Below are 25993 nucleotides of genomic sequence, written 5' to 3' on the forward strand. Positions count from 1 at the left end.
CATCACCCGAGGGCAACGGAATGTCGGAACCGAAGAAAATGAGCGTCGGCCAGCTCACCATGCTCACCGCCGTCAACATGCTCGGCTCGGGCATCGTGATGCTGCCCTCGAAGCTGGCCGAGGTAGGGGCCATTTCGATTCTGTCCTGGCTGGTCACGGCCACCGGCTCCCTGGCGCTGGCCTACGCCTTCGCCCGCTGCGGCATGCTCAGCCGAAAAACCGGCGGCATGGGCGGGTACGCCGAGTACACCTTCGGCAAGGGCGGCAACTACATCACCAACTACACCTATGGCGTGTCCCTGCTGATTGCCAATGTGGCCATCAGCATCACTGCGGTGGGATACATCCAGGTGCTGTTGGGGGTGGAGCTCAACTCGCTGCAGGTGGGCCTGGCGACCATCGGGCTGCTCTGGCTCACCACGTTCGCCAACTTCGGTGGCGCTCGCATCACCGGCAAGATCGGCGCCCTCACGGTGTGGGGAGTCATCGCGCCAGTGGTGTTCATTTCCACGGTGGGCTGGTTCTGGTTCGACAAAAGCGTCTACGCCGCCGGCTGGAACCCTCATGACAAAACCCTCTTCGAAGCCGCGGGTGCTTCGGTGGCTATTACGCTGTGGGCGTTTCTGGGCCTGGAGTCAGCCTGCGCCAACACCGACGCGGTGGAAAATCCGGAGCGCAACGTACCCATTGCCGTGCTGGGCGGCACCCTCGGCGCGGCGGTGATCTACATCGTGTCCACCAACGTGATCGCAGGCATCGTCGACAACCCGGAACTGGCCAGTTCCACCGCGCCGTTCGGGCTGGCGTTCGCGAAGATGTTCAACCCGATGGTGGGCAATGTGGTGATGGGCCTGATGGTGCTGGCTTGCGTCGGGTCGCTGCTGGGGTGGCAGTTCACTATTGCCCAGGTGTTCAAGAGCTCGGCGGACACGGGGTATTTCATGCCTATCTTCGCCAAGGCCAACAAGGCCGGTACGCCTATCGTGGGCATGCTGGTGCTGCTGGCGGCGCAAACCGCGCTGGGCTTTCTTACCATCAGCCCGGACTTGAGCAAGCAGTTCGACACCTTGGTCAACCTGGCCGTGGTCACCAACCTGGTGCCGTACATCCTGTCCATGGCCGCACTCATGACAATGCAGAAGGTGTCCAACGTACCTCCCCGCCAGGCGTTGATGACCAACATCGTTGCCTGGACCGCCGCCGCCTACAGCTACCTGGCGTTGTACAGCTCTGGGGAACAGGCGCTCATGCTCGGGGGCGTGGCCACCATCTTCGGCTACACCCTGTTTGGCTTCGTCAACAATCGACTGATCCGCCTGGAAGCCCTTAACAACAGCGTGCCGACCCAAACCGTCAGCGCGCGCCACCTCGAAGGTGAGCCCGTGCCCGTCAACAACCTCGATTTACGCCTGGAGGCCAGACCATGACCGATCACAGCCGCTTGCTTGGCATGCTGGCATTGCTGGTCAGCAGTGCCCCAGACAAACGCACCGTGTTCGGCCGCGCGCTCAACCAGCTGATTACCGACGTAGAGGACCGCGCCATCAGCGTGCTGGTGTCCGAGAGTCTGGCGGATGCAACGTCAATTTTGCACTCGGACCCCGCCATCCAGTGCGTGCTGTTGAGCTGGGAGATGGATACCAGCGAGGGCAACCAGGAATGCATCCGGTTGCTCACCGACCTCAGGGCGCGCAATACCCGGGTGCCGGTGTTCCTGATCAGCGACCGCAGCACGGCGTCTACCATCCCACTGATTGTGATGCAGCACGCGGACGACTTTATCTGGCTGCCGGAAGACACCAGCCGTTTCCTCAGCGGCCGCATCTTCGCGGCGATCGAACGTTACCGGCAGGCTGTGCTGCCACCGATGCTCGGGGCGCTGCTCAAGTTCGCCCGCGGTTATGAGTATTCCTGGCACACCCCTGGGCATGCTGGCGGCACAGCCTTCCTGAAAAGCACGGCAGGGCGCGCGTTCTACGAATTCTTCGGAGAAAACCTGCTGCGCTCGGACCTGTCCATTTCCGTGGGCGAACTGGGCTCGTTGCTGGATCACAGCGGCCCTATCGGCCAGGGCGAACGCTACGCGGCCAAGGTGTTCGGCGCCCATCGCACCTATTACGTCACCAATGGTTCGTCCACTTCCAACCGGGTGATCCTGATGGCCAGCGTGACCCGGGATCAGATCGCTTTGTGCGATCGCAACTGCCACAAATCGGCCGAGCACGCGATGACCCTCTCGGGGGCGATCCCGACGTACCTGGTGCCCACGCGCAACCGCTACGGGATCATCGGGCCAATCCTGCCGCAAACCTTGAGCGCGGACAGCGTCAAGGCGGCCATTGCCAGTAACCCGCTGGTAGGCCCTGGGGTGGACCCGACGCCGATCCATGCCATCGTGACCAATTCGACCTACGACGGGCTGACCTATAACGTCACCCGCGTGGAACAGCTGTTGGGACAGAGCGTGGACCGGCTGCACTTCGACGAAGCGTGGTACGGCTATGCCCGTTTCAACCCGTTGTACCGCGATCGCTTCGCCATGCACGGCAACCCCGGCGATCACGACCCTTCCGGGCCGACGGTATTTGCCACCCAATCTACCCACAAGCTGCTGGCGGCGTTGTCCCAAGCTTCGATGATCCACGTACGGGACGGCCGTAATCCCATCCCGCACGGGCGCTTCAACGAATCGTTCATGATGCATGCGTCCACTTCGCCCAATTACGCGATCATGGCGTCGTGCGATGTAAGTTCGGCAATGATGGAAGCGCCCAGCGGGCAGATCCTCACCAGCGAATCCATCGAGGAGGCCGTTGCGTTCCGCCAAGTGATTTCGCGGATGAACAGCGAGCTGGCCGCCCATGACGACTGGTTCTTCACCTGTTGGCAACCCCCCACCGTGGCCGTGGACGGGCAGGCCGTTCCCTTCCATGAAGCCGACCCTGCCAGGCTCAAGACGGACCCCAACTGCTGGGTGTTGCACCCGAACGAGGTGTGGCACGGTTTCGGCGACATCGAGGACGGTTACTGCATGCTCGACCCGATCAAGGTGTCGGTGCTCAGCCCGGGCATGGGCGATGACGGCGAGCTGCAAGGCTTTGGCATCCCGGCGTGCGTGCTCAGCGCCTACCTGGGGCATCAGGGGATCGTGGTGGAAAAAACCACTGACTTCACCATTCTGTTCCTGTTCTCCATAGGCATCACCAAAGGCAAATGGGGTACGTTGGTGAACGCGCTGCTGGACTTCAAGCGTGACTACGATGCCAACCTCGAACTGGAGCTGTGCCTGCCCGAGCTGCTGGCGGCCAACCAGCAACGTTACACCGGCATGGGCCTGCGCGACCTGGCGGAGGAAATCTTCGCTGCAATGAAAGAGAACCGGGTCACGGCCACCATGGCCAAGGCCTTCGGCATGTTGCCTCAGGCCGAGTTCAGCCCGGTGGAAACCTATGAACGCCTGGTGAAGAACCAGGTAGAGCGGGTACCGCTGGCCGAAGCCGCCGGGCGCATCGTGGCCACAGGTATCGTGCCCTACCCGCCGGGCATTCCACTGTTGATGCCGGGGGAGAACGCAGGCCCGGCCGATGGCCCCCTGCTCGCTTATCTACGGGCACTTGAAAGCTTCGATACGTCATTCCCCGGGTTTACCCATGACACCCACGGGATTGAGAGCGAAGGTGGCCGCTATCACCTGCTGGTGCTGAGTTCCGCGGCCGTTGACGGCGAAGGATAGCCTGCGGCCCTGTCAGGTGGCTTTACGCCTGGCAGGGCCTGCGGATGTAAACCCTTTTGCAAAACATCCGGGCTTTGGGTCTCGCGGATCACAGAACCCTTCACACCCTCAGAAGTGCTCCATCAATCCGGACCTGCGCCCATATGGCAGCCCACAGGTACACTTCAAAATAAACGGGAAGCGGGCTCGCTCAATATTCGGCGGCACTTCCCATGAGACTCTCTGGCATCAACCAAACCCGGGCGTTATGGAGCAGGTGACCTCAGGCTATTGAATGACAGGCGAACATCCTTTGCCCAACCATCCAACACAGGCTTGGCATCTTCTGCTGTCATTGCCGCCTTGCTGTTTTCAAGGTTCTTGCCCGTACCTTTACGCACTACCTGTGCCACCACCTTATTGGTTCCGCCATCCAGAAATACGACTTCCGTAGCTACGGTTGTGGTTTGGTCCCGCCCGCCCGCAGCCGTATTGACCGCAGAAGCAACAAGGGCAATGGGTAACACCTCATAGGGTTGGAAGCCTTCCGTTTTACTGCTTACCCCAGTAATAGCCGGGCGTACGACCAACGTACCTGGCCCCGGAGCGGCAACTACCGGAAGTGAAGCTCCCAACTCCCTTTTCAGGGCCTGGTCATAATATTGGGTGATCCCCTGCAGCGTCGCGAGAGAAATCTGAGCCGTGGGTTGTGGTTTAGGATACAGCTGGCTCGGCTCTACATAAACACTGTTATAGTCTGCGACTTTAGCCTGAGGGTCAATCCACCTCATCACGCTGACGCCTGTGGCCGATTTTGCCTCTTTCAAATGACTGTAGTCTTTCAAAAACCCTGAATATTCTTCAGGAGGCGTTGCAGTGGCGGCACAACCTGCAAGGACTGCGGCAGATATGCATAGCGAGCTAACCATTACCGAAAACTTCATTCTCCAGCTCCTTGGGTGGCTTGATGGATCAGCGAACAAATCGTTTGCAGCCTATCTATATATCTATCAGGCAAGCGCTATCCGCAGTACGACTGAATTCAATCGTAGGTATAGCCCAACTTTTTATTTGCGGGAAACAATCTAAAACGCCGCATCATGGCCGAATGCAATTAAACTGCCTCATGCAATCTGGCCTACAGCCAGCAAATTGCCTAGTGCTAAATATGAGCAAGCACTATTGGCGGTTCAATACCTGCTCAACCGAGCCCTGCCCGGTTGCTTAGAATAAAGAAAAGGGCCCTATACCGTGAGCGTCCGCACAATTCACGCACAGCAATCATCATGTGAAGCTTATGCCCTTTAGTCATTCATGAGCGTTGCGGCTCCGCCCACAAATACGGCTCCCTTCCCCGCCGCCAGAAAGCGCTCTGAAAATGTAGTGGGTTGCGGATGGAAAATGACGCTATAGCGCCCCTGCCACCGGCGAAATAAAGACCTCAGGGCATTGGAGTGGCTGGTGGCCTACACCGACACCGTATCCGAGCGCACAGCTTCGCCGGATGTGAACACCTGGACGTTTCGCCTTCAGTACGTCTGGTAGCGCTCGCCCCGCGTGCCGTCGCGGTTCAAATCGCCACGGCCACCCTGCGCAACACCGACATGACCAAATGTTTGGCAAAAGGCCTAAAGCAAACGCCAAAAGCGACGATAACTACTTCGAAGGTTATCCAGGCCACACCCGGCACCGCCAGGGCCGGAAGCCAAGTACATCACCGCTGCCCTGAGGATTTCGTCATGTCGTTGACCGTTAACACCAACATTGCTTCCCTGACCGTACAGAACAACCTGAACAAGGCTTCGTCCGCCACCAGCACCTCGATGACTCGCTTGTCCTCGGGCCTGAAAATCAACAGCGCCAAAGACGACGCCGCCGGCCTGCAGATCGCTACCCGTCTGACCACCCAGATCAAAGGCCTGACCGTTGCGACCAAAAACGCCAACGACGCTACCTCGATCGCCCAGACCGCTGAAGGCGCACTGCAAGAAACCACCAGCATCCTGCAGCGTATGCGTGAACTGGCTGTCCAGTCGCGTAACGACTCCAACAGCACCGCTGACCGTACCGCTCTGCAATCTGAATTCACCCAGATGAGCGACGAACTGACCCGTATCTCCACGTCGACTACCTTCGGTACCGGCATGAAGCTGCTCGACGGTTCGGCTTCGGGCCTGCAGTTCCAGGTTGGCGCCATGACCGGTGACGACCAGCACATCGACCTGGGCATCAGCCTGAACGCTTCGGCCTCCGGCCTGGGCGTGAGCACCGCTTCCATCACCGGCGCTAGCGTGAGTGCTGCCCACACTGCGATCGACTCGGCCATCAGCGCCATCGACGCCGCCCTGAACACCGTGAACACCACCCGTGCCGACCTGGGTGCCAAGCAGAACCGTCTGGAAAGCACCATCAGCAACATCAGCAACATCATCGAGAACGCTACCGCCTCTCGTTCGACCATTCAGGACGTAGACTTCGCCGCTGAAACCGCTGAGCTGACCAAGCAGCAAACCCTGCAACAGGCTTCCACCGCGATCCTGTCCCAGGCCAACCAGATCCCGTCCGCTGTACTGAAACTGCTTCAGTAATATCGGCCGCTGGTTAACGATGAGCCCCGCTTTCGAGCGGGGCTTTTTCGTTTTTATTCCCGGTATCCGCCCCGGGCCGAAGGCGGCATACTGCCGTATTCGCTCACGTTACGCTTCCCTGGGAAAGGACCGCTTCTTGACCACGATCAACCTTGAAACGCTGCACACCCCCGTCCCGGTGGTGGGCATAGGCGCATCCGCCGGTGGCCTGAAGGCACTGGAACACCTGCTTCATGCCCTGCCGACGGACAGCGGAAAAGCGTTTGTGGTCATCCAGCACCTTTCTCCCCAGCGCCCTACCCTGCTGGCCGAGTTGATCGGGCGGCATACCACCATGCCCGTGCAGGAAGCACGCCCCAGCGTGATGGTTCGGCCAAACCACGTGTATGTCATTCCGCCCGGGCACGATCTGGTGCTCGAAGACGGCCGCCTGCAATACCTGCCACGGCGGCAGAATGGCGAGGCGACGGCGGTTGATACCTTCTTTTGCTCGCTGGCACGGGAACGCGGCGCCGACGCCGTGGGCATTGTGTTGTCCGGAAGCGGCCACGACGGCCTGCAAGGCTGCCAGGCGATCCTCGAAGCTGGCGGTTTCACCCTTGCGCAGGCACCCGATGAAGCTGAATACCCCAGCATGCCGGCCTCTGTCATCGCCGCCGGCCACGCCAGCAGCATCTCGCCAGTGGCCGAGATGCCCGAACGCCTGCTTCGTGGCCCGTCCCAACCCAACGCCGTGATCAGCGCTCTGGACTCGATCATCAAGATCATTCGGGCTACCACCGGGCATGACTTCGGCCACTACAAGAAAAGCACCATTGCCCGGCGCATCGAACGCCGCATGAGCGTACACCGCATCGGGGACCAAAGGGCCTATGCCACGTATCTGCAAGCTAACCCTGGCGAAGTACCGCTGCTGTTCAGCGAAATGCTCATCAACGTGACCCAGTTTTTCAGAGACCCGGAAGCCTTCGAGGCCTTGAAGCAGAACATCCTGCTACCCATGCTGCAGAACCAGCCGCAAGGCTACGTGTTCCGGGCATGGGTGGCCGGGTGCGCCACCGGCGAAGAGGCGTACTCGCTGGCGATCATTCTTCAGGAACTGCGCGATGAGCTGCGCGGCCGGTTCGATATACAGGTCTATGCCACCGACCTGGACGGCCATGCCATACAAGTAGCGCGGGCGGGGTTGTACCCGGCCGCCATGGCGAACCAGCTTACGCCCGCGCGCCTGGCGCAATGGTTTACCGAAACCGAGGGCGGTTATCAGGTGCGCGGCGCCTTGCGCAAGCTTATTGTGTTCGCCGAGCACAACCTGGTCAGCCACCCTCCCTTCACCCGGCTGGACCTGCTGTGCTGTCGCAACCTGATGATCTACCTTGGCGCGCACCTGCAGCGGCAGCTGATCCCGATGTTCCACTACGCGCTCAAGCCCCATGGCGTGCTGATGCTCTCGCCCTCTGAAAGCATTGGCCACCATGCCGAACTGTTTACCGCCGTGGACCGCCGCTGGAAAATCTACACGGTAGTGAAAACGCTCCATACTTCAATATTGAAAAGCGAAACCCCGAGCAGCCGAGTGCCCGATCAGATGAAAAAAGGCTTTGATCAGACGCCCAGGATCAACCGGATTTCCAGTGTTGAGAACCTTACCAGGCGCATGCTGGTGAACGACTACGTGCCCGCTTCGGTCGCCACCGACCTGCGTGGGAATGTAGTGTACGTGCACGGCGATACCAGTGACTTCCTCCGGCCCGCCCCTGGGCGGGCGACACTGAACGTAGTCGACATGGCGCGTGACGGCTTGCGCGCCGACCTTCGCGCCGCCGTTCAGGCCGCGGCCGTTAGCATTGACGGGGCGCCTGTACGGCGTCAGGTACGGGCACCCGGCAACGACGTCCCCGGCGTGGCTCTGAGCGTGCGCCTGCTGCCTGCCACGCTGGATGACGAGCGCCTGTTGTTGATCAGCTTCGAGCCTTTGCCCAGCGAAGCCGTCGAAGTGAACACTACCCCGTCGGCCCTGAGTGACAGCGAAGCCGACCAGGTGATCCTGCTCGAACAGGCCTTGACCCACACTCGTGAGCATCTACAGGCGACCATCGACGAGTTGCAGATTTCCAACGAAGAATTCTGCTCCACCAATGAAGAGCTGCAATCGGCAAACGAAGAACTTCAATCCACCAACGAGGAGCTGGAAACTTCCCGGGAGGAGTTGCAATCGGTCAACGAGGAGCTGATCACGGTCAACGCCGAGTTGCAGGCCAAGGTCGAGCAGCTCGTCGACATGCAGAACGACATGAAAAACCTGCTTGATAGTATTCGGGTAGGTACTATCTTCCTGGACACCCAGCTGCGTATTCGGCGCTTCACCCGCGATGCGGTGACCATTTACCGGTTGATCGCCGGTGATGTAGGCCGGCCGCTGGGCGATATCACCTCGCAATTGTTGAACACCGACCTTACCGGCCCCGCCCGAAACGTGCTGGAAACGCTGATTCCCTTCGAATGCGAAGTCACCACGCGCCAGGGCCACTGGTTCCTTGCCCGGATCATGCCTTATCGAACGCTGGACAATGTGATCGAAGGAGTGGTAATGACGTTCCACGACATCACAAGCAGGGTGGCGGTGGAACGGTCCGTGCAAGCTGCGCGGGCCATGGCTGAAGCCATAATCGATACGGTGAAAGCGCCCCTGTTGGTGTTGAACGATGACTTGACGGTAGTCTCGGTCAGCCAGTCCTATCTGGAAGCATTCGGCGTGCGCGGTGATCAAACCGTCAATCGGCCGTTCGGCGAGCTGAGCGATGGGGTATGGCAGGTGGACAAGCTGGTCGGCGCGCTGAAGGCGATTTCCGGCAACGACAGTGTCCTGACTGATTTTTGTATAAACGTATGTTTACCCGCTACCGGGCGACTGGAAGTCAGGCTCGATGCCAGGAGAGTGCCGGGTGACAATACCCGGCCCAACTTGATTTTGGTAACGATGCAGATCAGCCGGCCCTCACTACGAGGCCACCATGAAGAAGCTGCCGGAGATAGTTGAGAGCAGTATCCGACAGCGCGCCGAACGCGCGCTGGACGAATTTCCCATTACCGAAGAAAGCCGCGTCTGGCGTGACCTTCAGCTGCATCAGGTTGAGCTTGAAATGCAGAACGAGGAGTTGCGCCGGCTGCAGGGGGACCTGGAGTCCTCCAGAGACCGCTACCTGGACCTGTATGAGCAGGCGCCGGTGGGTTACCTGGGCCTGTCGGCCAGCGGCATGGTCGAAGGCGCCAATGCCCGCGCCGAGCAACTGCTGGGGGTATCCCGCAAGCAATTGCTCGGCCGGCGCTTCGATCGCTGGGTACACCCCGGAGACCGTGCGCAATGGACGGCGCTGTTCGTCCGCGCCTGTCGGGACATGCGCGCCCACACCGCCGACCTCACCCTGTTGCGTAACGACGGCCAGCCCCTGGCCGCGCACCTGGACTGCGTAAGGCAGCACGGCGGCGCCCGCCACGTGCGCCTGACCCTTACCGACATCAGCGAGCTGCGCCGCGCCGAAGCGAAGCTGGCCCTGGCGGCAAACGTGTTCACCCACGCCCACGAAGCGATCATGATCACCGACGCCGTAGGCACCATCCTGGAGGTGAACGAAGCGTTCCAAACCATTACCGGGTACTGCCGCCATGATGTGCTGGGCCGCAACCCCCGCATCCTCGCCTCGGGGCAAACCCCTCGCAGCACGTACACGGCGCTATGGCAGGCGCTGCATGAAAAAGGCTTCTGGAAGGGCGAAGTGTCCAACCGCCGCAGCGATGGCCAATTGTTCATTGCCGGGCAGACCATCACCGCTATCCATGATGACAGTGGCGAAGTGCGCAACTTTGTCTCGTTGTTCACCGACGTCACACAGTTGCGTGAACATCAGGCCCGGCTCGAGAAGATCGCTCATTACGACGCGCTGACACAGTTGCCCAACCGCGTGCTGCTGGCCCAACGAATGCAGCAGTTGCTGGGCCAGGCCCATGCCAGCGGTGGCAGCCTTGCGGTCGTTTACCTGGACCTGGACGGCTTCAAGGCAGCGAATGACCAGCACGGCCACGCCACCGGCGATCGAGTGCTCATTGTGGTCGCGCAGCGGATGAAAAATACCCTGCGCGAAGGCTGGCTGGCGTCGCGCCTGGGCGGTGACGAGTTCGTGCTATTGATCCCGGGGCTTGAGGATCATCAACACAGCACGCCGATACTGGAGCGTATTCTCAAGACCATCGCCGAACCCATCGAAGTCGATGGCGTCAACTTGCAGCTCAGCGCCAGCATGGGTGTGACGTTCTACCCCCAGCCGCAGGAAGTAGGCCCGGACCAGCTGCTGCGCCAGGCAGACCAGGCCATGTACCAGGCCAAGCTGGCTGGCCGGGGTTGCTACTACTTCTTCGATCAGCAACTGGAGCAGGACCTGCTGGCGCGAAATGCACGGGTGGACCGTATCGTACAGGCCATGCACCAGCACGAACTGGTGCTGTACTACCAGCCCAAGGTGAACATGCGCAGTGGCAAGGTAGTCGGGGTAGAAGCGCTTATTCGCTGGCAACACCCCGAAGAAGGCCTGCTCTTGCCCGAAACGTTTTTGCCGTGCCTCGAGAACGACAAGGTTTCCCAACTGGTAGGCGAATGGGTAATCCGCCAGGCGCTGGAGCAAACCCGGCGCTGGGCCGACCATGGCTGTGCGCTACCGGTGAGCGTAAACATTGGGAGTTGGCAGTTGCAACAGCCTGACTTCGTCGAGTTCCTCAGGCACCAGCTGTTGGTGTGGGGCAATGCGCCCGATGGCATGCTTACCATTGAAATCCTGGAAACCAGCGCGCTCAGGGACATGGACCGGGTTTCGGAAACCATCGTGGCCTGCCGCAAGATCGGCGTGCGTTTCGCCCTGGATGACTTCGGCACGGGCTACTCCTCGTTGAGCTACCTCAACCGCCTGCCGGTCAGCCAATTGAAAATCGACAAAAGCTTCGTTCAGGACATTCCAGAGGCGAACGACAACCTGTCGATCCTCCAGGCCATTACCGGCCTGGCCCACGCGTTTGACCGCGAAGTGATCGCCGAAGGCGTAGACAGCTTGTACCAGGGTGTGCGGTTGCTGGAACTGGGCTGCGACCATGCGCAAGGCTTCTGTATCGCAGAGCCTATGCCAGCGCAGGAAATTGTGGGATGGATGCGGGCATGGGCCCCGCCTGAAGCCTGGCGGCTGCAGCCTCAACTGTAGAGCGCGGTGCAGACACAACGCGCTGCAAATGGACCAAACACGCAGGCATTTCGGGGGCGCACCAAACTGTAATATTTCGTACCAGACAAACACTGATAGTAGCCAGCCCAACCTGTATCCAAGGAGGCTACACAGTGTTTCCCCAAATCCTGCGGTCGTTGTCCATCCTCAGCCTTTCCGTGGGCGCCGCTCACGCTGCCGATACTGCCAACCTGGACACACCCAGGCTGGCCGGTATCGATAACTTCCGCGACATCGCCGGTACTACCACCGCCTACACCACGGCCATGGACGGCACGATGCGCGCCGGCGTGTTCTACCGTTCCAACGCCATCACCCCTACCGCCGCAGACCTGGCGACCCTGAACGGCCTTGGGATCACGGCGGTGTATGACTTGCGCACTGCGAGCGAAATCGCCGCTACGCCCGACACCTTGCTCGCCGGTGCCAGCTATACCAACATCGACATCATCGGCAGCGCCGCCTCGGGTTCGAACATCACTACTATCTCGGTGAGCAGCGCCGCCGACGCCATTGCGATGATGCAGGATGCCAACCGTAGCTTTGTGAGCGATGTCGGCATGCGCAGCCAGTTCGCGGTGCTGTTCAACGACCTGGCTGGCGTGGACGGCGCCGCGCTGTTCCACTGCACCGCTGGCAAAGACCGCACCGGCTGGACCACCGCTGTATTGCTAAGCATCGCCGGGGTGGACAGCAGTACCATCATGACCGACTACCTGGCCACCAACGATTACACCGCCGCCCGGGTAGCGGCCACGTTGGCGGCGATGCCGGCGAGCATGGCCGCCATCTACGAACCCCTGCTTACCGTGGATGCCAGCTTCCTGCAGGCGGGGCTGGATGAAGTGACCGCCGAATACGGCAGCATGGACAACTACCTCAAGCAAGGCTTGGGGCTGTCCCAGGAAACCATCTACGTGCTCCGCGCCAAGATGGTCTATTACAACAGCCTGCCGGGCCAGGCCGAACTGCTGGGCAACTCGGCCGCAGGTGCCGGGCTATTGCAACAACTGCAGAACAGCAGCCTTTCCGGCAACTACACCGCTTACAACTACTACCTGCAATCGGCGCTGTACGCCGGCAGCCTGGGGGGTGTGGAGGCGACGGTGGGCGGCCAGGTGCACGCCGATGCGGCCAGTTACCTGTTGCGCCAACCGGGCCTGATCGAGCAGGCCGCAGGGGCATACACCAGCGGCATCAACCTGAAGAGCGGCCAGCGTCAGCTGTGGACCGCCGGGCTGGCGGACTACCTGGGCACGGACGGTTCGGCGCACGCCGCCAGCAGCAATGAACATACCCAAGGCACACTGGTAGGGCTGAGCCAGCGGTTTTCCGAACAGCTGAGTGGCTATGCAGCGTTCGGCTATAGCCGAGGCACCGTGGGCGGCGCCGGCGGCGAAGCCGACACCGACCTTACCTTCGGCACCGCTGGGGTACGTTTCGCGCCCAACGGGTTGGAGCGCGGCCTGTATGTAGCCGCCGATGCCAGCGCCGGGTGGGTGGACTACAACAGCAAGCGCGAGCTGGGCGGTGGGTTGGGCGCGGCCAAGGGCGATACCCATGGCAACCTGGCGAGCGCCGCCCTGGCCCTGGGCTATCGAACGCCGCTCGGTGCCGTCAGCCTGGAGCCCAGCCTGGGCCTGCGTGCGAGCCGCTTGAGCCTCTCCGGCTTCGAGGAAAAAGGCAGCGAGCTGGCGCTGGACGTGGACGGTACGCGACAAACCCGCCGAAGTGCCTTCGCCAACATGAAGGCGGCGTTCGCGCCAGTGGGGCTGAGCGGTGGTTGGCAACTGGTGCCCGGCGTATCCGTGGGGTACGAACACGTGCTGGGCGACCACCGGGTGGACAGCGAAGCGGGGCTGCTAGGGCTGAGCGTGGAACAACGGGCTGCCTATGCCAACCGCGATCAGTTCAACGGCGCGGTCAATATGACAGCCAGCCTGGGTAATTTCAGCCTGGGCGCTGAAGCGGGCGCCACCGGTGGCGGCGACAGCCACGGGTTCAGCGGCAGCCTGAAAGCCGGTTACCAGTTCTGACCCTGCGGGCGGCCTGAGCGTGCCAGCTCAGGCTATCCACGTGCCAACCCCTTGCGCACGTCCTGTGGCCGCACACCGTAGGCTTGCTGAAAATACTGGCTGAACCGGCCGACATTGGTGAAGCCCAGCTTCAGGGCCACCTCGCCAACGGTAACGGCCGGTTGCTGCTCCAACACGTGGCGTGCGTGCTCCAGGCGCACTTGCCGCTGGTAGGCCACGATGCTCATGCCGGCGAAGCGGCGGAAGCCGTCCTGCAATGCGCGCAGGCTCACGCTGGCCAGCCCTGCTAGCTCAGTGCCACTGACCATTACGCTCGGGTGCGCTCGCAGGTAGTCCATCGCCAGCTTCACGTGGCGCGGGGCAACGCCGGGGCCAGGTCGCCGAAGCGCCTGGCTATAGGTGTGCGGCCATGCCTCCAGCACAGCGTCCACGAGCATTTCACGTAACCGTTCAGGCATCAGCACACTGGCGTTCACCAGCGAATCCGCCTCGGCGCTGGTGGCAAAGCGCACCAGCGCCTTGATCCCGTCGAACCCAGGTTGAGCCAGGTCTACCAGGGGGTGAAAGTGCACAGGCTTCACCACCGGAGCGCCCAACAGCATAGCCAGCCGCTCAGTGAACAGGCTACGCCGTACCGAAAGTCCATACTGGCCGTGACCGTCCACCATGCGCACAGAGCGTACGTGGGCCTTTTCCACTGCCAGGCCTGCCTGGACGCTGCCAACCGCCTGAGTGGCCAGGTTGAACACGATATGCCCTGCGGTCGGCAGCACGAAGGTGATTTCGTCCGCCATGCCGGGCAGCTCGAACGCAAAGTCACCGCCATACACCATACGGCGGAAGCTTACCCCCTCGTAACGGCCGTACACGCCTGCAATCCGAAGCGGCTTTTCCATGGAAGGCATGCCGGAGTACAAGCTGCCGAACGCCTGGGTGAACAGGCGGCCGAAGTCATCGGAGGCCATGTCATCGGAGCGGATAACGATCTGTTTGCGCATGGGGGCTGCGGTCATGTGGTGATGTCAGCTCAGAAAAGTCACGGCCCGGCACGCTAGCAGCCGCTTATGACAACCACGTGACGGCAAGCGACCGGCTGCCTCAAGAAATCTGGTGGCCGAGCCGATACGTGCGCATCAGGCCGGAGGGTTCGGCCTGTCACTGCCGAAAACGTCAGCGCGCCTGCCGCGTGCTGGCAGGGATGAATGCAATGGGTAAACGCCTGGTTGAACGACTTGTCACCCTGATGAAGGTGCCGAGCGATAACCCGCGCCTGCTCAAAGCGCAGTTCGTGGCGCTGTCCCGTCAACTGCCGATGATGTACTTCGTGTTGCTGATCAACACCTGGGCCCTGGCGTTTACGCACCTGGCCTCGGCCCCGGCGTGGCTGACCCTGGGTGTGCCTGTGGCCATGACCCTGGTGTGCTGCAGCCGGGCCGTGATGTGGTGGCGCCTTACCGATACGCCACCAGACGCAGCCACGATCGCGGCGATGCTGGCGCGCACCAACCGCCTTGCCGTTGTCATCGCTATTGGCTTCACCGCCTGGTCGCTCGCCCTTTACCCCTATGGTGGGCCGTATGCCCAGGCCCACGTCGCCTTCTTTATGGCCATCACCGTGGTGGTGTGTATCTTTTGCCTGATGCACCTGCTCCCGGCCGCGCTGATCACTACCGCCATCGTGGATCTGGCGTTCATCGTGTTTTTCGCGTCCACCAAAAACCCCACCTTCATTGCCACCGCAGTGAATATATCCCTCGTGTCGGTAGCGCTGCTGATCGTGCTGCAAAGCAACTACCGCAACTTCACCAGCCTGATCAACGTGCAGGCCCGCACCGAGCAGTTGAGCGACGAGAACCTGCGGCTGGCCAATCAGGACAGCCTTACCGGCCTGCCGAACCGCCGGCAGTTCTTCAGCGCCCTCGATCAGGCATTGGAGGTGGCCCATGCCGAGGGCAGCCGCCTGGCGGTAGGGATCATGGACCTGGACGGGTTCAAGTCGGTCAATGACCTCTATGGGCATGGTGTTGGTGACAAGTTGCTGGCTCAGGTGGCTGAGCGTTTGCAGCGCCTGGCCAGCCCCTCGGTGCATGTCGCCCGCCTGGGCGGCGATGAGTTCGCGCTGATCCTGAGCCAGGGCCTGGACAACGACGCCCTCGCCGCCTACGGCGCCCGGGCGTGCGAGGCGTTGCAATCGGAATTCTGGCTCAACGGCCTGTCGATCCAGATCGGCGCCACCCTGGGTATCGCCACTTACCCACAAACGGCTGGAACGGCCAGCCAGCTGTTCGAGTACGCCGACTACGCCCTTTACCAAGGCAAGCGGCAAAATGCGGGCACGGTATGCCTGTTCTCGGCGGCGCACTACACCCAGTTGCATCAGGATGCGGTGACCGAGCAAGCCTTGCGCCGGGCCAACCTGGAGCAGGAATTCTACGTGCAGTTCCAGCCCATCCTCGATGCGCACACGCAGGCTACAGTGGCCTTCGAGGCGCTCGCGCGCTGGAACAGCCCGGAGCTGGGCGCGGTGTCCCCGGCCCGGTTCATTCCGGTGGCCGAGCGCAGCGGGCTGATCAATCGCCTTACCCTGCCCTTGCTGCGCGCAGCCTTGGAGCAGGCGCGGGCCTGGCCGGCGCCGGTACGGCTGTCATTCAACCTTTCTGCCCATGATTGCGCTTCCTGCGAGAACGTTGGGCTGATCGTTGGCGTGATTCGCGACAGCGGGTTCCCACCTTCGCGGCTGGACCTGGAAATTACCGAAACGGCCATCGTGCATGACCTTGAGCAGATGCATCGGGCCATTGGCCACTTCCGCCAACTGGGCTGTGGCATCGCCCTGGACGACTTTGGTACCGGCTATACCAACCTGGGTCAGTTGCATGCCCTGGCGCTGACCAAGGTCAAGATCGACCGCAGCTTCGTCAAGGACATTCAGGCCCACCCTGCCAGCTACAAAATCGTCAAGTCGTTGGTCGCGCTCACTCAGGACATGGGCCTGGAGTGTGTGATCGAAGGGGTGGAAACGGAAGCCGAGATGGCCGCGCTCACGCGGCTGGGCTGCACTCTGGTGCAGGGGTTCCTGTTCAGCCGGCCGATGCAGTTCGACGATACTCTCGCCTGGCTGGGCGAAGCCGACCGGGCCCATGGCCTCGCCGACCCATCGCGGGCCACCCCTTCGGCCTAGGCGGCGCACGCCCGGGAGCCTCCACGCGCGCTCAGCGCCAAGGCCACGCCGCTGGCACATACAAGCCCCGCCCCTATCAGTAACTGCACCGTAGGCACATCCGCGAAGATCAGATAGCCAAGCAGGCAAGACCACACCACGCTGGTGTATTCCAGCGGGCCTACGATAGACGCGGGCGCCCAGCGGCAGGCTTCGAGAAAACAGTACTGCGCCAGGTAGATCTGCGCTCCCAGCGCGATCATCAGCCCCCATTGCCACAGCGTGGTGGGTGTTTGCCAGGTCATCAATACGCCGCTGCCCAAGGTGAATACCGCCCCGGTGACCAACAGCTGCGCGGCGGAGCTGTCCTGCGCGCCGCTTTTGCGGGTATACACGACGGTCAGCGCCCAGAACACACCCGAGCCCAGGGCGATCAGCGAGGGCACGGGGCTGAGCGCGCCGCCAGGGTTGGCCGCAAGCACGCTGCCAACGATACCCACCAGCAGCGCCAACCAGCGATAGCCGTGCACCCGTTCGCCCAGCACGAACACCGACAGCACCACGATGATCAAAGGGGCCGTGCAATACAGCGTAGTGACCACCGACAGCGGCAACTCCCGCGCCGCGAGGAAAAAGCATGCCATGGAAAGAAACTGCAACACCCCCCTGAAGCCCATCGATCGGCGCTGAGGGCTGTAGATGGCCGCCGATGCGGTGCCCCGATGACTTACCCCCAGGGTGATCAGCAGCATCACCACGCTGCGCATGAACACCAACTGCCAGAGGGAATAGTCCGCCTCCAGCCATTTCACTGTTGCGTAGGTCAGGGAGTAGATGCCATAGCTGGCGCAGGCGAACGCCACGCCCAGGTATTTGCGGTCGATTGCAAACGTCATCCAGTGCCTCCTGTCGGGTTAATCGCGGTGGGAGTTGCCCCTTGCCGCGGGACAGGTACAGGATTAGCAGCTAGTTAACTGGTCTACTACCATGAGCAAACAAAATCACGCCACGCGGTCGCGGCTTGTTGCCGAGGGCCTGAAATCGATGTTGATCAACGGCTATGACGGGATCGGGCTCAACAGCATCCTGGACGCGGCCGGCGTGCCTAAGGGCTCGTTCTATTACTTCTTCAAAAGCAAGGAGGATTTCGCCACGGCGATACTGGACGCCTACGAAAGCCATTACTTCGCGACGCGCAGCGCCCTGTTCAGTGATTTCTCTACCAGCCCGTTGCAGCGCTTGAAGGAATACTTCAACGAAGCCGAGCGGTTGCACATGGCGCAAGCCCCCATGGGTGGCTGCCTGTACGGGGTGTTCGGGCAAACCGCCACCGCCCGCACCCCCGCATTCCGGGAGCGGCTGGCCGCAGTGTTCCGCCGTTGGGAAGCGCAGATCGAGGGGTTGCTTGAAGAGGCGCAGGCTGCGGGTGAAGTCGACCCCACGCTGAATCCGCAGGAAGCGGCGGCGTTCTTGATCGAGGCCTATGAAGGGGTATTGATCCGGATCAAGGTGGACGGAAATCCCGAAGCGTTCCAGCGCTTCAAGCGCTTTGCGTTTGCAGCGCTGGAGGTTCGGAGGTGAAAGTTCCCAGGCTTCGCCTGGTCCCACATGTTTCAGCCTGTAGGACCGGGTGAAACCCGGGAACTCTAGGGTTAAGCGGACAGTTTCTGGCTGAAGGCGTCCTCCGCGGTGCCCATGTCCAGCCGGTCGGCGTTCATGACCTTGTTCCAGGCAGCCACGAAATCGTTCACGAACTTCTCGTTGCCGTCAGCAGCACCGTACACCTCTGCCTGGGCCCGCAGTTCCGATTGCGAACCGAAAATCAGGTCGGCGCGAGACGCGAACCACTTGGGCTGGCGGGTCTTGCGGTCCAGGCCCTGGAAGCGGTTCTTGTGCTCGGTGGGGTTCCACTCGGTGTTCATGTCCAGCAGGTTCACGAAGAAGTCGTTGGACAAGGTGCCCACCCGGTTCGTGAATACGCCGTCCTGGCTGCCGTCGGCATTGGTGCCCAGCACGCGCATGCCGCCCACCAGAACCGTCATCTCCGGTGCACTGATGCGCAGCAGGTGTGCCTTGTCGACCAGGGCTTCCTCCGGCGCCATGAAGTGGGCCTCGTGATAATAGTTGCGGAAGCCGTCAGCCAGCGGGCGCAACGCTTCGAACGAATGGGCGTCGGTCCACTCTTCCAATGCGTCCATGCGGCCAGGCGTGAACGGCACCTTGATGTTCACACCGCCGGCCTGAGCGGCCTCCTCGATGGCGGCACAACCGGCCAGTACGATCAAATCTGCCATGGACACTTTCTTGCCACCGGCCGCTGCACCATTGAACGCGGCCTGGATGTCGGTGAGCTTTTGCAACACGTGAGCCAGCACCGGCGGATTGTTCACTGGCCAGTCTTTTTGTGGCGCAAAGCGGATGCGCGCACCGTTGGCACCGCCTCGTTTGTCCGAGCCGCGATACGTGGAGGCCGACGACCAGGCGACGTACACCAGTTGGGACGGCGCAATGCCGGTTCCGAGGATCTGGTGCTTGAGCGACGCGATATCCGCCTCGTCGATCACGGGATGATCGAGTTCGGGGATCGGGTCTTGCCAGATCAGGGTTTCCTTCGGCACCAGCGGGCCTAGGTAGCGGCCGGTCGGGCCCATGTCACGGTGGGTCAGCTTGTACCAGGCACGGGCGAAGGCATCGGCGAACTTATCGGGGTTGGCGAGGAAGTCCCGGGAGATTTTCTCGTAGATCGGATCGAAGCGCAGCGCCAGGTCGGAGGTGAGCATGGTTGGCTTGCGCTTTTTGTTCGGGTCGAACGGGTCGGGCACGATTTCCGGCCCGTCCTTGGCAACCCATTGCTTGGCGCCCGCAGGGCTGGTGGTCAGTTCCCACTCGAAGCCGAAGAGGTTTTCGAAGAAGTAGTTGGACCACTGGGTGGGGGTCTGGCTCCAGATCACTTCCAGGCCCGAGGTGATGGCGTGCGCGCCTACGCCGGTCTGGAACTTGCTGCGCCAGCCAAGGCCCTGGTCCTCGATCACCGCGCCTTCAGGTTCCGGTCCCATCAGCGACGGGTCGCCCGCACCGTGGGTTTTGCCGAAGGTATGGCCGCCGGCGATCAGCGCAACGGTTTCTTCGTCGTTCATGGCCATGCGAGCGAAGGTTTCGCGAATGTCGATGGCGGACTGCTTCGGATCTGGATTACCGTTCGGGCCTTCCGGGTTTACATAAATCAGGCCCATTTGCACGGCACCCAGGCCGGGGTGCAGTTGACGCTCACCGCTGTAGCGTTCGTCACCCAACCAGGTACCTTCAGGCCCCCAATACAGCTCCTCGGGTTCCCAGGTGTCGGAGCGGCCGCCAGCGAACCCGAAGGTCTTGAAGCCCATGGATTCGAGCGCCACGTTGCCGGTGAGCACGAACAGGTCGGCCCAGGAGAGCTTGCGCCCGTACTTTTGCTTGATCGGCCACAGCAGGCGCCGGGCCTTGTCCAGCGAGGCGTTGTCGGGCCAGCTGTTGAGCGGAGCGAAGCGTTGTTGGCCGCCTGCCGCGCCGCCGCGGCCGTCGGTGATGCGGTAGGTACCGGCGCTATGCCAGGCCATGCGAATGAACAGCCCACCGTAATGGCCGAAGTCGGCCGGCCACCAATCCTGGGAATCGGTCATCAGGGCATGCAGGTCAGCGATCACCGCATCCAGGTCAAGCGACAGAAATTCCTCGGCATAGTTGAAGTCGCCACCATACGGGTTGGAACGCGGCGAGTGCTGGTTCAGCGAGGTAAGGCTCAGTGCTTCGGGCCACCAATCACGGTTGCCAGGTTTCTTTCGCGGGGCACCGTGGCCAAATGGGCATCCGCCCCCCCCTGCTTTTTCTTGTGTGTCGGCGCTCATGCTTTGCTCCTCTGTGGCAGCTGTTCAGGTCGGCTAATCGACGTAGCGCCATCGTGGGCGCTTCGGAAAAACGTTAGCACCCGGCGCGAGGGTCCACAAACGCGCCGGTTGCAACAAACCGTCAGGCACTGCAGTGCCGGCCTTGGGCGCAACCGCTCTGGCGCGCTGATCACAGCCAACCGGCCTGACGGATCGGCTCATAGCATAGGCTTTGGCTATCGTAGCGATAGCACGGGTGTGCTGAAGATCATCGGGTGCCGCCGTCCAGATCGGCGAGCGCGGAAGGGGTCTCGCGAGGTAGCCGGCAGGCCGCGCGGTTGCGGCCGCTGTGTTTGGCCAGGTACAGCAGCGCGTCGGCGGCCTTGATCAACCCTTCCGGGGTGGTTTCCTCCTTGGCCGGTGTGGTGAGGGCAATGCCTGCGCTCACGGTCACGATGCCCAGTGGGTGGTCACTGTGCGTCAGGTCAAGCGCGCGAATGTCCTGCAGGATCTGCTCGGCCACGCTCGCGGCACCCACTGCGTCGGTGTCTGGCAGCAACGCCGTGAATTCTTCACCGCCGTAGCGCACCGCCAGGTCTGCGGGGCGTTTGAGTGCCTGCCGGATCGCGGCGGCCACTTGGCGAAGGCAATCGTCACCGGCGGCGTGGCCATAGCGGTCGTTGTAACGCTTGAAGTGGTCGACATCCAGCATGATCAGTGCCAGCGAAGTACCCTGCCGCCTGGCACGGGCGATTTCCTGCGCCAGCGCCTGATCAAGACGGCGGCGGTTACCGATCCCAGTGAGGCTATCGGTCATTGCCATGTCGCTGACGGTTTGGTGAGCGAGCCTGATGGCTTTCTCGGCCCTGATGCGTTGGCGCAACTGGCGAAGTACCAAGGCACCGAAGCTGGTCAGTACGCCGATGAGCAACAGCAGCACCAGGCCCGTCTTGAACAGATCCGCGCGCCAGGGCCCCACGAAAGACTGCCGCGACAGCCCCGCTTCCACTACCAGCGGGTAGCGCTCCAGGGCACGGTAGCCATATAGCCGCCGAGTGCCGTCTACTACAGCTTTCACTTCTGCCACGCCCACGTTGGCCAACGGCAGGTAGCGCTTGAAGATTTCGCTTTCCTTGAGGCTTTGCCCTACCACTGCCGGATCGAAAGGTCGGCGGACCAGGATGGTGCCGTCGCGCAGGGCCAGCACCAGTGCGCCGCGGTCGTCGATCTTGAAGGCGCCGTAGTAATCCACGAAGTAGCTGACCTTGATCGTACCGAGCAGCACCCCGGCAAACTCACCCGTGGGGGTATTCAGCCGCCGGGACACCGGAATGATCAACTCTCCTGTGGAACGGCTACGTACTACTTCGCCGATCCGAACATTCCGGTCGGCATGGGTGCGGTGGTAAATGAAGTAATCGCGGTCGGCGTTGTTGGCGGTGTCTGGCGGCTGGTCCTTGTCGGTGACCACCCATTGGCCTTCCGGCCCGTAGATGAATAGCCCATGCAACTGGGGCATTACCTCGGACTGCTCTCGCATCAAGGCGTGGATGCGGGGGATATCCATGCGGCTCAAACCATCGCCTTCCACACGCTCGCGAAGCTCACCGGTCAGGATATCGACCTGGCGAATCGCGTCCTCGGCATGCTGGGCAGTCGCGCGGGCAAGGTTGGTGGCTGAGTTCTCCGCGGTGGCGTAGGCCTGGCGATAGTCGCGCCACGCACGCCAGCCCTCTACTGCGGTGAAGGTGAGGATGACCAACAGCATGAACGTGAGCGTCAGGCCGAAGGTTGCGCCGGGCTGGTCCAGGCGCGCGATCAACGCCCGCACTGCAGGCCGGGGTGACAGCGACAGGGCTTTGCGTCCAGGCATATCGGCTCCGTGGCGGGTCGCGCCGTGGCATGGCGCCAGGTGGGCATGCCAAGGGTTAGAGGTGAGTATGCAAGCAAGATTCCGTGGTTCATCCAGCCGGCAGGGCCGGCTCGCCGTTCACCGGTAGCCGCGCCTGCCCCCGCTCTTCCCCAGGGCTGCGGTCGAAGTAGCGTTTGTACTCGCGGCTGAACTGCGAGGTGCTTTGATAGCCCACCCGATGCGCGGCCTGGGCCACGCTCATGCCCTCGCCCGCCAATACCTGCTGCGCCTTGAGCAGGCGCAGGCGCTTGAGGTACTGCACTGGCGACAGCAAGGTGCTGCGCTTGAAATGCTCATGAAAGGTGGACGGGCTCATGTTCGCGCACTCGGCGAGCCTCTCGACCGTGAGTGCCTGGTCGTAGTGGTCCCGCAAATACTGCAAAGCCGCGCCGATACGGGCGAAATGCCCCTGCTGCTCCACCAGGGCGCGCAGCACACCGGTTTGCGGCCCGCGCAGCGCCGCATACAACACCTCCCGCACCCGCGCCGCGCCCATCACCTTGCAATCCTGGGGATCATGCAGGCAGCGCAACAGCCGCTCCACCGCATCGCGCATTGGCGCGTCCAACGCTGCGGACGTCATGGATTCGGGCGTTTGCGCTTTCACCGAGGCATCCGGGGGCAGCACCATGGCCTGCACCAGTTCGCTGATTACCGCGCGGTCGATCGCCACCGCCACGCCATACAAAGGCTCACGCACCGTGGCAAAGGTTTCGCACATGAACGGCACCGACAGCGCCTGCACCAGGTAGTGGCCCGCGCCATATTCCAGGGTGCGCGGCCCCAGCCGGGCCAGTTTGCTGCCTTGGGCGAGGATAATCAGGCTGGGTTCGTAGATCTGCGGGCTGCTGGCCACGTAGTGGTCCCAGCTCATCGCCTGCACGCCTGGCAACTGGGTATCGTTGAAGCCGGGCTCGGTGGCCAGCGGTTTGATCAGTGAAACCAACGCGAGATTGGCATCGTCGTGCAGCGTGGGCGACATAGTGGCTCGGCAGAGGATTGGATACGTGCATCATCGCAGGTTTGCCTGCCTCAGCGCAGCCTTGGCGGCAGGTTCGGAGGAATAGGCACCACACCCGGAGGATTGTCCATGGCCCGCCAACGGCAGGCCGGGGAAAATGGCTGCCTTTCACAGCAACCTCAAGAGGGCACTTTATGTACACCGCCATCGGTTATGCCGCGCAAACCGCTACCACTCCCCTCGCCCCCATGACCTTCAACCGCCGCAGCCCTCGCCCGGACGACGTGGCGATCGAGATTTTGTACTGCGGCGTCTGCCATTCCGATATCCACCAGGCGCGCAATGAATGGGGCATCGCCGTGTACCCACTCATGCCCGGCCACGAGATCGTCGGCAAGGTGCTGGAAGTGGGTAGCAATGTGAGCAAATACAAAGCTGGCGACCTGGTAGGCGTGGGCTGCATGGTGGATTCGTGCCGCCATTGCGAAGCCTGCTCGGCGAACCTGGAGCAGTACTGCCTCGAAGGCCCGACCATGACCTACGCCACGCCAGACCGGGTAGACGGCAGCAACACCATGGGTGGCTACTCCAGCAGCATCGTGGTGAGCGAGCACTTTGTAGTGCGCATCCCGGAGAAGCTGAACCTCGCCGCCGCTGCCCCGATCCTCTGTGCAGGCATCACCACCTATTCGCCACTCAAACATTACGGTGTAAAGCCAGGTAGCAAAGTAGGCATCCTGGGCATGGGCGGCCTGGGCCACATGGGCATCAAGTTCGCCAAGGCCATGGGCGCCGAAGTTACCCTGTTCACCCGTTCGGCCAGCAAAGCGGAGGAAGCCCGCCGCCAAGGCGCCGACCATGTGATCGTGTCCACCGATGCCACGCAGATGGCCGCCGCGGCCGGGCGCTTCGATTTTCTGCTCGACACCATACCGGTCCAGCACGACCTCAACCCGTACCTCGAAACCCTGCGCTTCGATGGCGTGCACATTCTGGTAGGCCTGATCGAGCCCGTGGACCCCGCCCTGCATGCGGCCAACCTGGTACTCAAGCGCCGGGTGCTTGCCGGCTCGCTGATCGGCGGCATCGCCGAAACCCAGGAAGTGCTGGACTTCTGCGCCGAGCACAACATCACCTGCGATATCGAGATGCTGGACATCCGCAATATCAACGAGGCGTTCAGCCGGATGATCGCCGGTGATGTGAAATACCGCTTCGTGATCGACATGGCCACCCTCAAGGCCTGACCGCTACGCCTTTGAACGTCTGCGGCCTCCCGCCCTCAGAGAGTCATGGCTCCCCGGCGGGAGCGCCCGTTCACTTATCAACAAGCGAGGTTGGCATGAAGATCCTGATGGTCCTCACATCGCACGATCAACTGGGCAACACCGGAAAGAAAACAGGCCTGTGGCTTGAAGAGTTCGCCGCGCCCTGGTACGTGTTCAAGGAAGCAGGCGCCGAAGTCACACTGGCATCGCCCAAGGGTGGCCAGCCGCCCCTGGACCCTAAAAGCGATGCCGAGGACGCCCAGACCGACGCCACCCGGCGCTTCCAGGGGGATGAGCAGGCCAAGGCCGCCCTGGCGAACACCCTTCCTCTAGGGGAAATCGACCCCTACAATTTCGATGCAGTGTTCTACCCCGGTGGCCATGGGCCGCTCTGGGACCTGGCCGAAGACAAGGATTCGATCACCGTACTTGAAGCGTTCTACGCGGCCAACAAACCTGTGGCCGCCGTGTGCCACGCGCCTGGCGTGTTCAAGAACGTGAAGGCTGCAGATGGTCACCCGGTGGTGAAAGGCAAGCGCGTGACAGGCTTCACCAACAGCGAGGAAGCCGCCGTGGGCCTGACCGATGTGGTGCCCTTCCTGGTGGAAGACATGCTCAGGGAAAAAGGTGGCGAGTATTCCAAAGGCGCCGACTGGGGCAGCTATATAGTCGAAGACGGCCACTTGATCACTGGACAGAACCCTGCCTCCTCCGAAGCCACTGCCAAGGCACTGCTCAAGCGCCTGAGCGATGAGCTGAACGGCTAAGGCTCATGCTGCGGGGCCTGGGTTGGCCCCGCTCTCTTCTCGATGGTTGGCATGATCTGCTAGCGCGCGGTGATCACCGACAGCTTGGTGATCCCTGCCCGCTCGATGGCGGCCATGGCCTTGGCAACGGCGCCATAGTTGGCACTGTCGTCGGCCTGCAGTTGCACACGAACGTCCGGGTTCTTCTGCCTCGCTGCCTGAAGGTTGTTCTCCAGCAAATCAGGGCTGATGGCGTTCTTGTCGATGAACCACTGGCCCTTGTCGTCGATGCTCACCACCAGCGGTTCCTTCTGCTCCACCGGTGCCACCGCCTCGGTCTTTGGCAGGTTGATCGGAATGGAATTGGTAAGCAGCGGTGCGGTGACGATAAACACCACCAGCAGCACCAGCATCACGTCCACCAGTGGCGTGACGTTGATTTCACTCAGTACTTCGTCATTGTCCTGGGTAGAAAACGCCATG

The 25993-nt window shown here is 61.9% G+C and carries 17 protein-coding genes and 1 pseudogene; 11 read left to right on the forward strand and 7 right to left on the reverse strand.

Going from position 1 to position 25993, the window contains the following annotated elements; translation table 11 throughout:
* The first annotated feature begins 20 nt into the window (after positions 1 to 20).
* Complete coding sequence (gene potE, locus LG385_RS10830; RefSeq protein ID WP_225774282.1) at positions 21 to 1427, forward strand: putrescine-ornithine antiporter; 1407 nt, start codon at positions 21 to 23, stop codon at positions 1425 to 1427.
* Positions 1424 to 3733, forward strand: coding sequence for an Orn/Lys/Arg decarboxylase N-terminal domain-containing protein (locus LG385_RS10835; RefSeq protein ID WP_225774283.1), 2310 nt, complete (start codon positions 1424 to 1426; stop codon positions 3731 to 3733). The genes potE and LG385_RS10835 overlap by 4 nt, the downstream gene beginning before the upstream one ends.
* A 245-nt stretch (positions 3734 to 3978) precedes the next feature.
* Here the strand turns inward: LG385_RS10835 and LG385_RS10840 are convergent, their stop codons facing one another.
* The gene (locus LG385_RS10840) at positions 3979 to 4656 is read right to left on the reverse strand and encodes a DUF3313 domain-containing protein (RefSeq protein ID WP_225774284.1); all 678 of its coding nucleotides are present in this window, start codon (positions 4654 to 4656) and stop codon (positions 3979 to 3981) included.
* A gap of 514 nt (positions 4657 to 5170) precedes the next feature.
* Between LG385_RS10840 and LG385_RS10845 the strand changes: the two are divergent.
* The 5 genes and pseudogenes from LG385_RS10845 to LG385_RS10865 all read left to right on the forward strand — a co-directional run.
* Positions 5171 to 5257, forward strand: a pseudogene (locus tag LG385_RS10845) (transporter); the annotation flags it as partial.
* Positions 5258 to 5451: 194 nt separating this feature from the next.
* Entirely contained in the window at positions 5452 to 6300 is an 849-nt protein-coding gene (locus tag LG385_RS10850; protein WP_225774285.1) for a flagellin domain-containing protein, read from the forward strand.
* 136 nt (positions 6301 to 6436) lie between these two features.
* Positions 6437 to 9340 (forward strand): chemotaxis protein CheB, encoded by a 2904-nt coding sequence (locus LG385_RS10855; RefSeq protein ID WP_225774286.1) that lies wholly within the window; start codon positions 6437 to 6439, stop codon positions 9338 to 9340.
* A complete protein-coding gene (locus LG385_RS10860; protein ID WP_225774287.1) occupies positions 9315 to 11546 on the forward strand; it encodes a putative bifunctional diguanylate cyclase/phosphodiesterase in 2232 nt (743 codons plus the stop codon). The genes LG385_RS10855 and LG385_RS10860 overlap by 26 nt, the downstream gene beginning before the upstream one ends.
* A 134-nt stretch (positions 11547 to 11680) precedes the next feature.
* A complete protein-coding gene (locus LG385_RS10865; protein WP_225774288.1) occupies positions 11681 to 13603 on the forward strand; it encodes a tyrosine-protein phosphatase in 1923 nt (640 codons plus the stop codon).
* 32 nt (positions 13604 to 13635) lie between these two features.
* Here LG385_RS10865 and LG385_RS10870 read toward each other — a convergent pair whose 3' ends face one another.
* Complete coding sequence (locus LG385_RS10870) at positions 13636 to 14616, reverse strand: AraC family transcriptional regulator (protein ID WP_225774289.1); 981 nt, start codon at positions 14614 to 14616, stop codon at positions 13636 to 13638.
* 194 nt (positions 14617 to 14810) lie between these two features.
* Between LG385_RS10870 and LG385_RS10875 the strand changes: the two genes are divergently transcribed.
* Positions 14811 to 16784 carry a putative bifunctional diguanylate cyclase/phosphodiesterase gene (locus LG385_RS10875; RefSeq protein ID WP_225774290.1) on the forward strand — a complete coding sequence of 658 codons (1974 nt, stop codon included), beginning with the start codon at positions 14811 to 14813 and terminating at the stop codon, positions 16782 to 16784.
* On the opposite strand, the gene LG385_RS10880 is transcribed toward LG385_RS10875, so the two are convergent.
* A complete protein-coding gene (locus LG385_RS10880; RefSeq protein ID WP_225774291.1) occupies positions 16781 to 17659 on the reverse strand; it encodes a DMT family transporter in 879 nt (292 codons plus the stop codon). The genes LG385_RS10875 and LG385_RS10880 overlap by 4 nt on opposite strands.
* 91 nt (positions 17660 to 17750) lie before the next feature.
* Here LG385_RS10880 and LG385_RS10885 point away from each other — a divergent pair, with 91 nt between their 5' ends.
* Positions 17751 to 18344: a TetR/AcrR family transcriptional regulator gene (locus LG385_RS10885; RefSeq protein WP_225774292.1), complete on the forward strand. Its 594-nt coding sequence runs from the start codon at positions 17751 to 17753 to the stop codon at positions 18342 to 18344.
* A gap of 71 nt (positions 18345 to 18415) precedes the next feature.
* Here the strand turns inward: LG385_RS10885 and katG are convergent, their stop codons facing one another.
* The 3 genes from katG to LG385_RS10900 all read right to left on the reverse strand — a co-directional run bounded on the left by katG (position 18416) and on the right by LG385_RS10900 (position 23517).
* Positions 18416 to 20644, reverse strand: coding sequence for a catalase/peroxidase HPI (gene katG / locus LG385_RS10890; protein ID WP_225774293.1), 2229 nt, complete (start codon positions 20642 to 20644; stop codon positions 18416 to 18418).
* 247 nt (positions 20645 to 20891) lie between these two features.
* On the reverse strand, positions 20892 to 22496 hold the full coding sequence (locus LG385_RS10895; protein WP_225774294.1) for a sensor domain-containing diguanylate cyclase: 1605 nt from the start codon (positions 22494 to 22496) through the stop codon (positions 20892 to 20894).
* Positions 22497 to 22584: 88 nt separating this feature from the next.
* On the reverse strand, positions 22585 to 23517 hold the full coding sequence (locus LG385_RS10900) for an AraC family transcriptional regulator (protein WP_225774295.1): 933 nt from the start codon (positions 23515 to 23517) through the stop codon (positions 22585 to 22587).
* Positions 23518 to 23690: 173 nt separating this feature from the next.
* Between LG385_RS10900 and LG385_RS10905 the strand changes: the two genes are divergently transcribed.
* Positions 23691 to 24743 (forward strand): NAD(P)-dependent alcohol dehydrogenase, encoded by a 1053-nt coding sequence (locus LG385_RS10905; protein ID WP_225774296.1) that lies wholly within the window; start codon positions 23691 to 23693, stop codon positions 24741 to 24743.
* 95 nt (positions 24744 to 24838) lie between these two features.
* On the forward strand, positions 24839 to 25531 hold the full coding sequence (locus LG385_RS10910; protein ID WP_225774297.1) for a type 1 glutamine amidotransferase domain-containing protein: 693 nt from the start codon (positions 24839 to 24841) through the stop codon (positions 25529 to 25531).
* A 59-nt stretch (positions 25532 to 25590) separates the two neighbouring features.
* On the opposite strand, the gene LG385_RS10915 is transcribed toward LG385_RS10910, so the two are convergent.
* Positions 25591 to 25992, reverse strand: coding sequence for an ExbD/TolR family protein (locus LG385_RS10915; protein ID WP_225774298.1), 402 nt, complete (start codon positions 25990 to 25992; stop codon positions 25591 to 25593).
* Position 25993 lies beyond the last annotated feature (1 nt).

Source organism: Pseudomonas sp. Marseille-Q5115 (assembly GCF_916618905.1).
Classification (GTDB): domain Bacteria; phylum Pseudomonadota; class Gammaproteobacteria; order Pseudomonadales; family Pseudomonadaceae; genus Aquipseudomonas; species Aquipseudomonas japonica_A.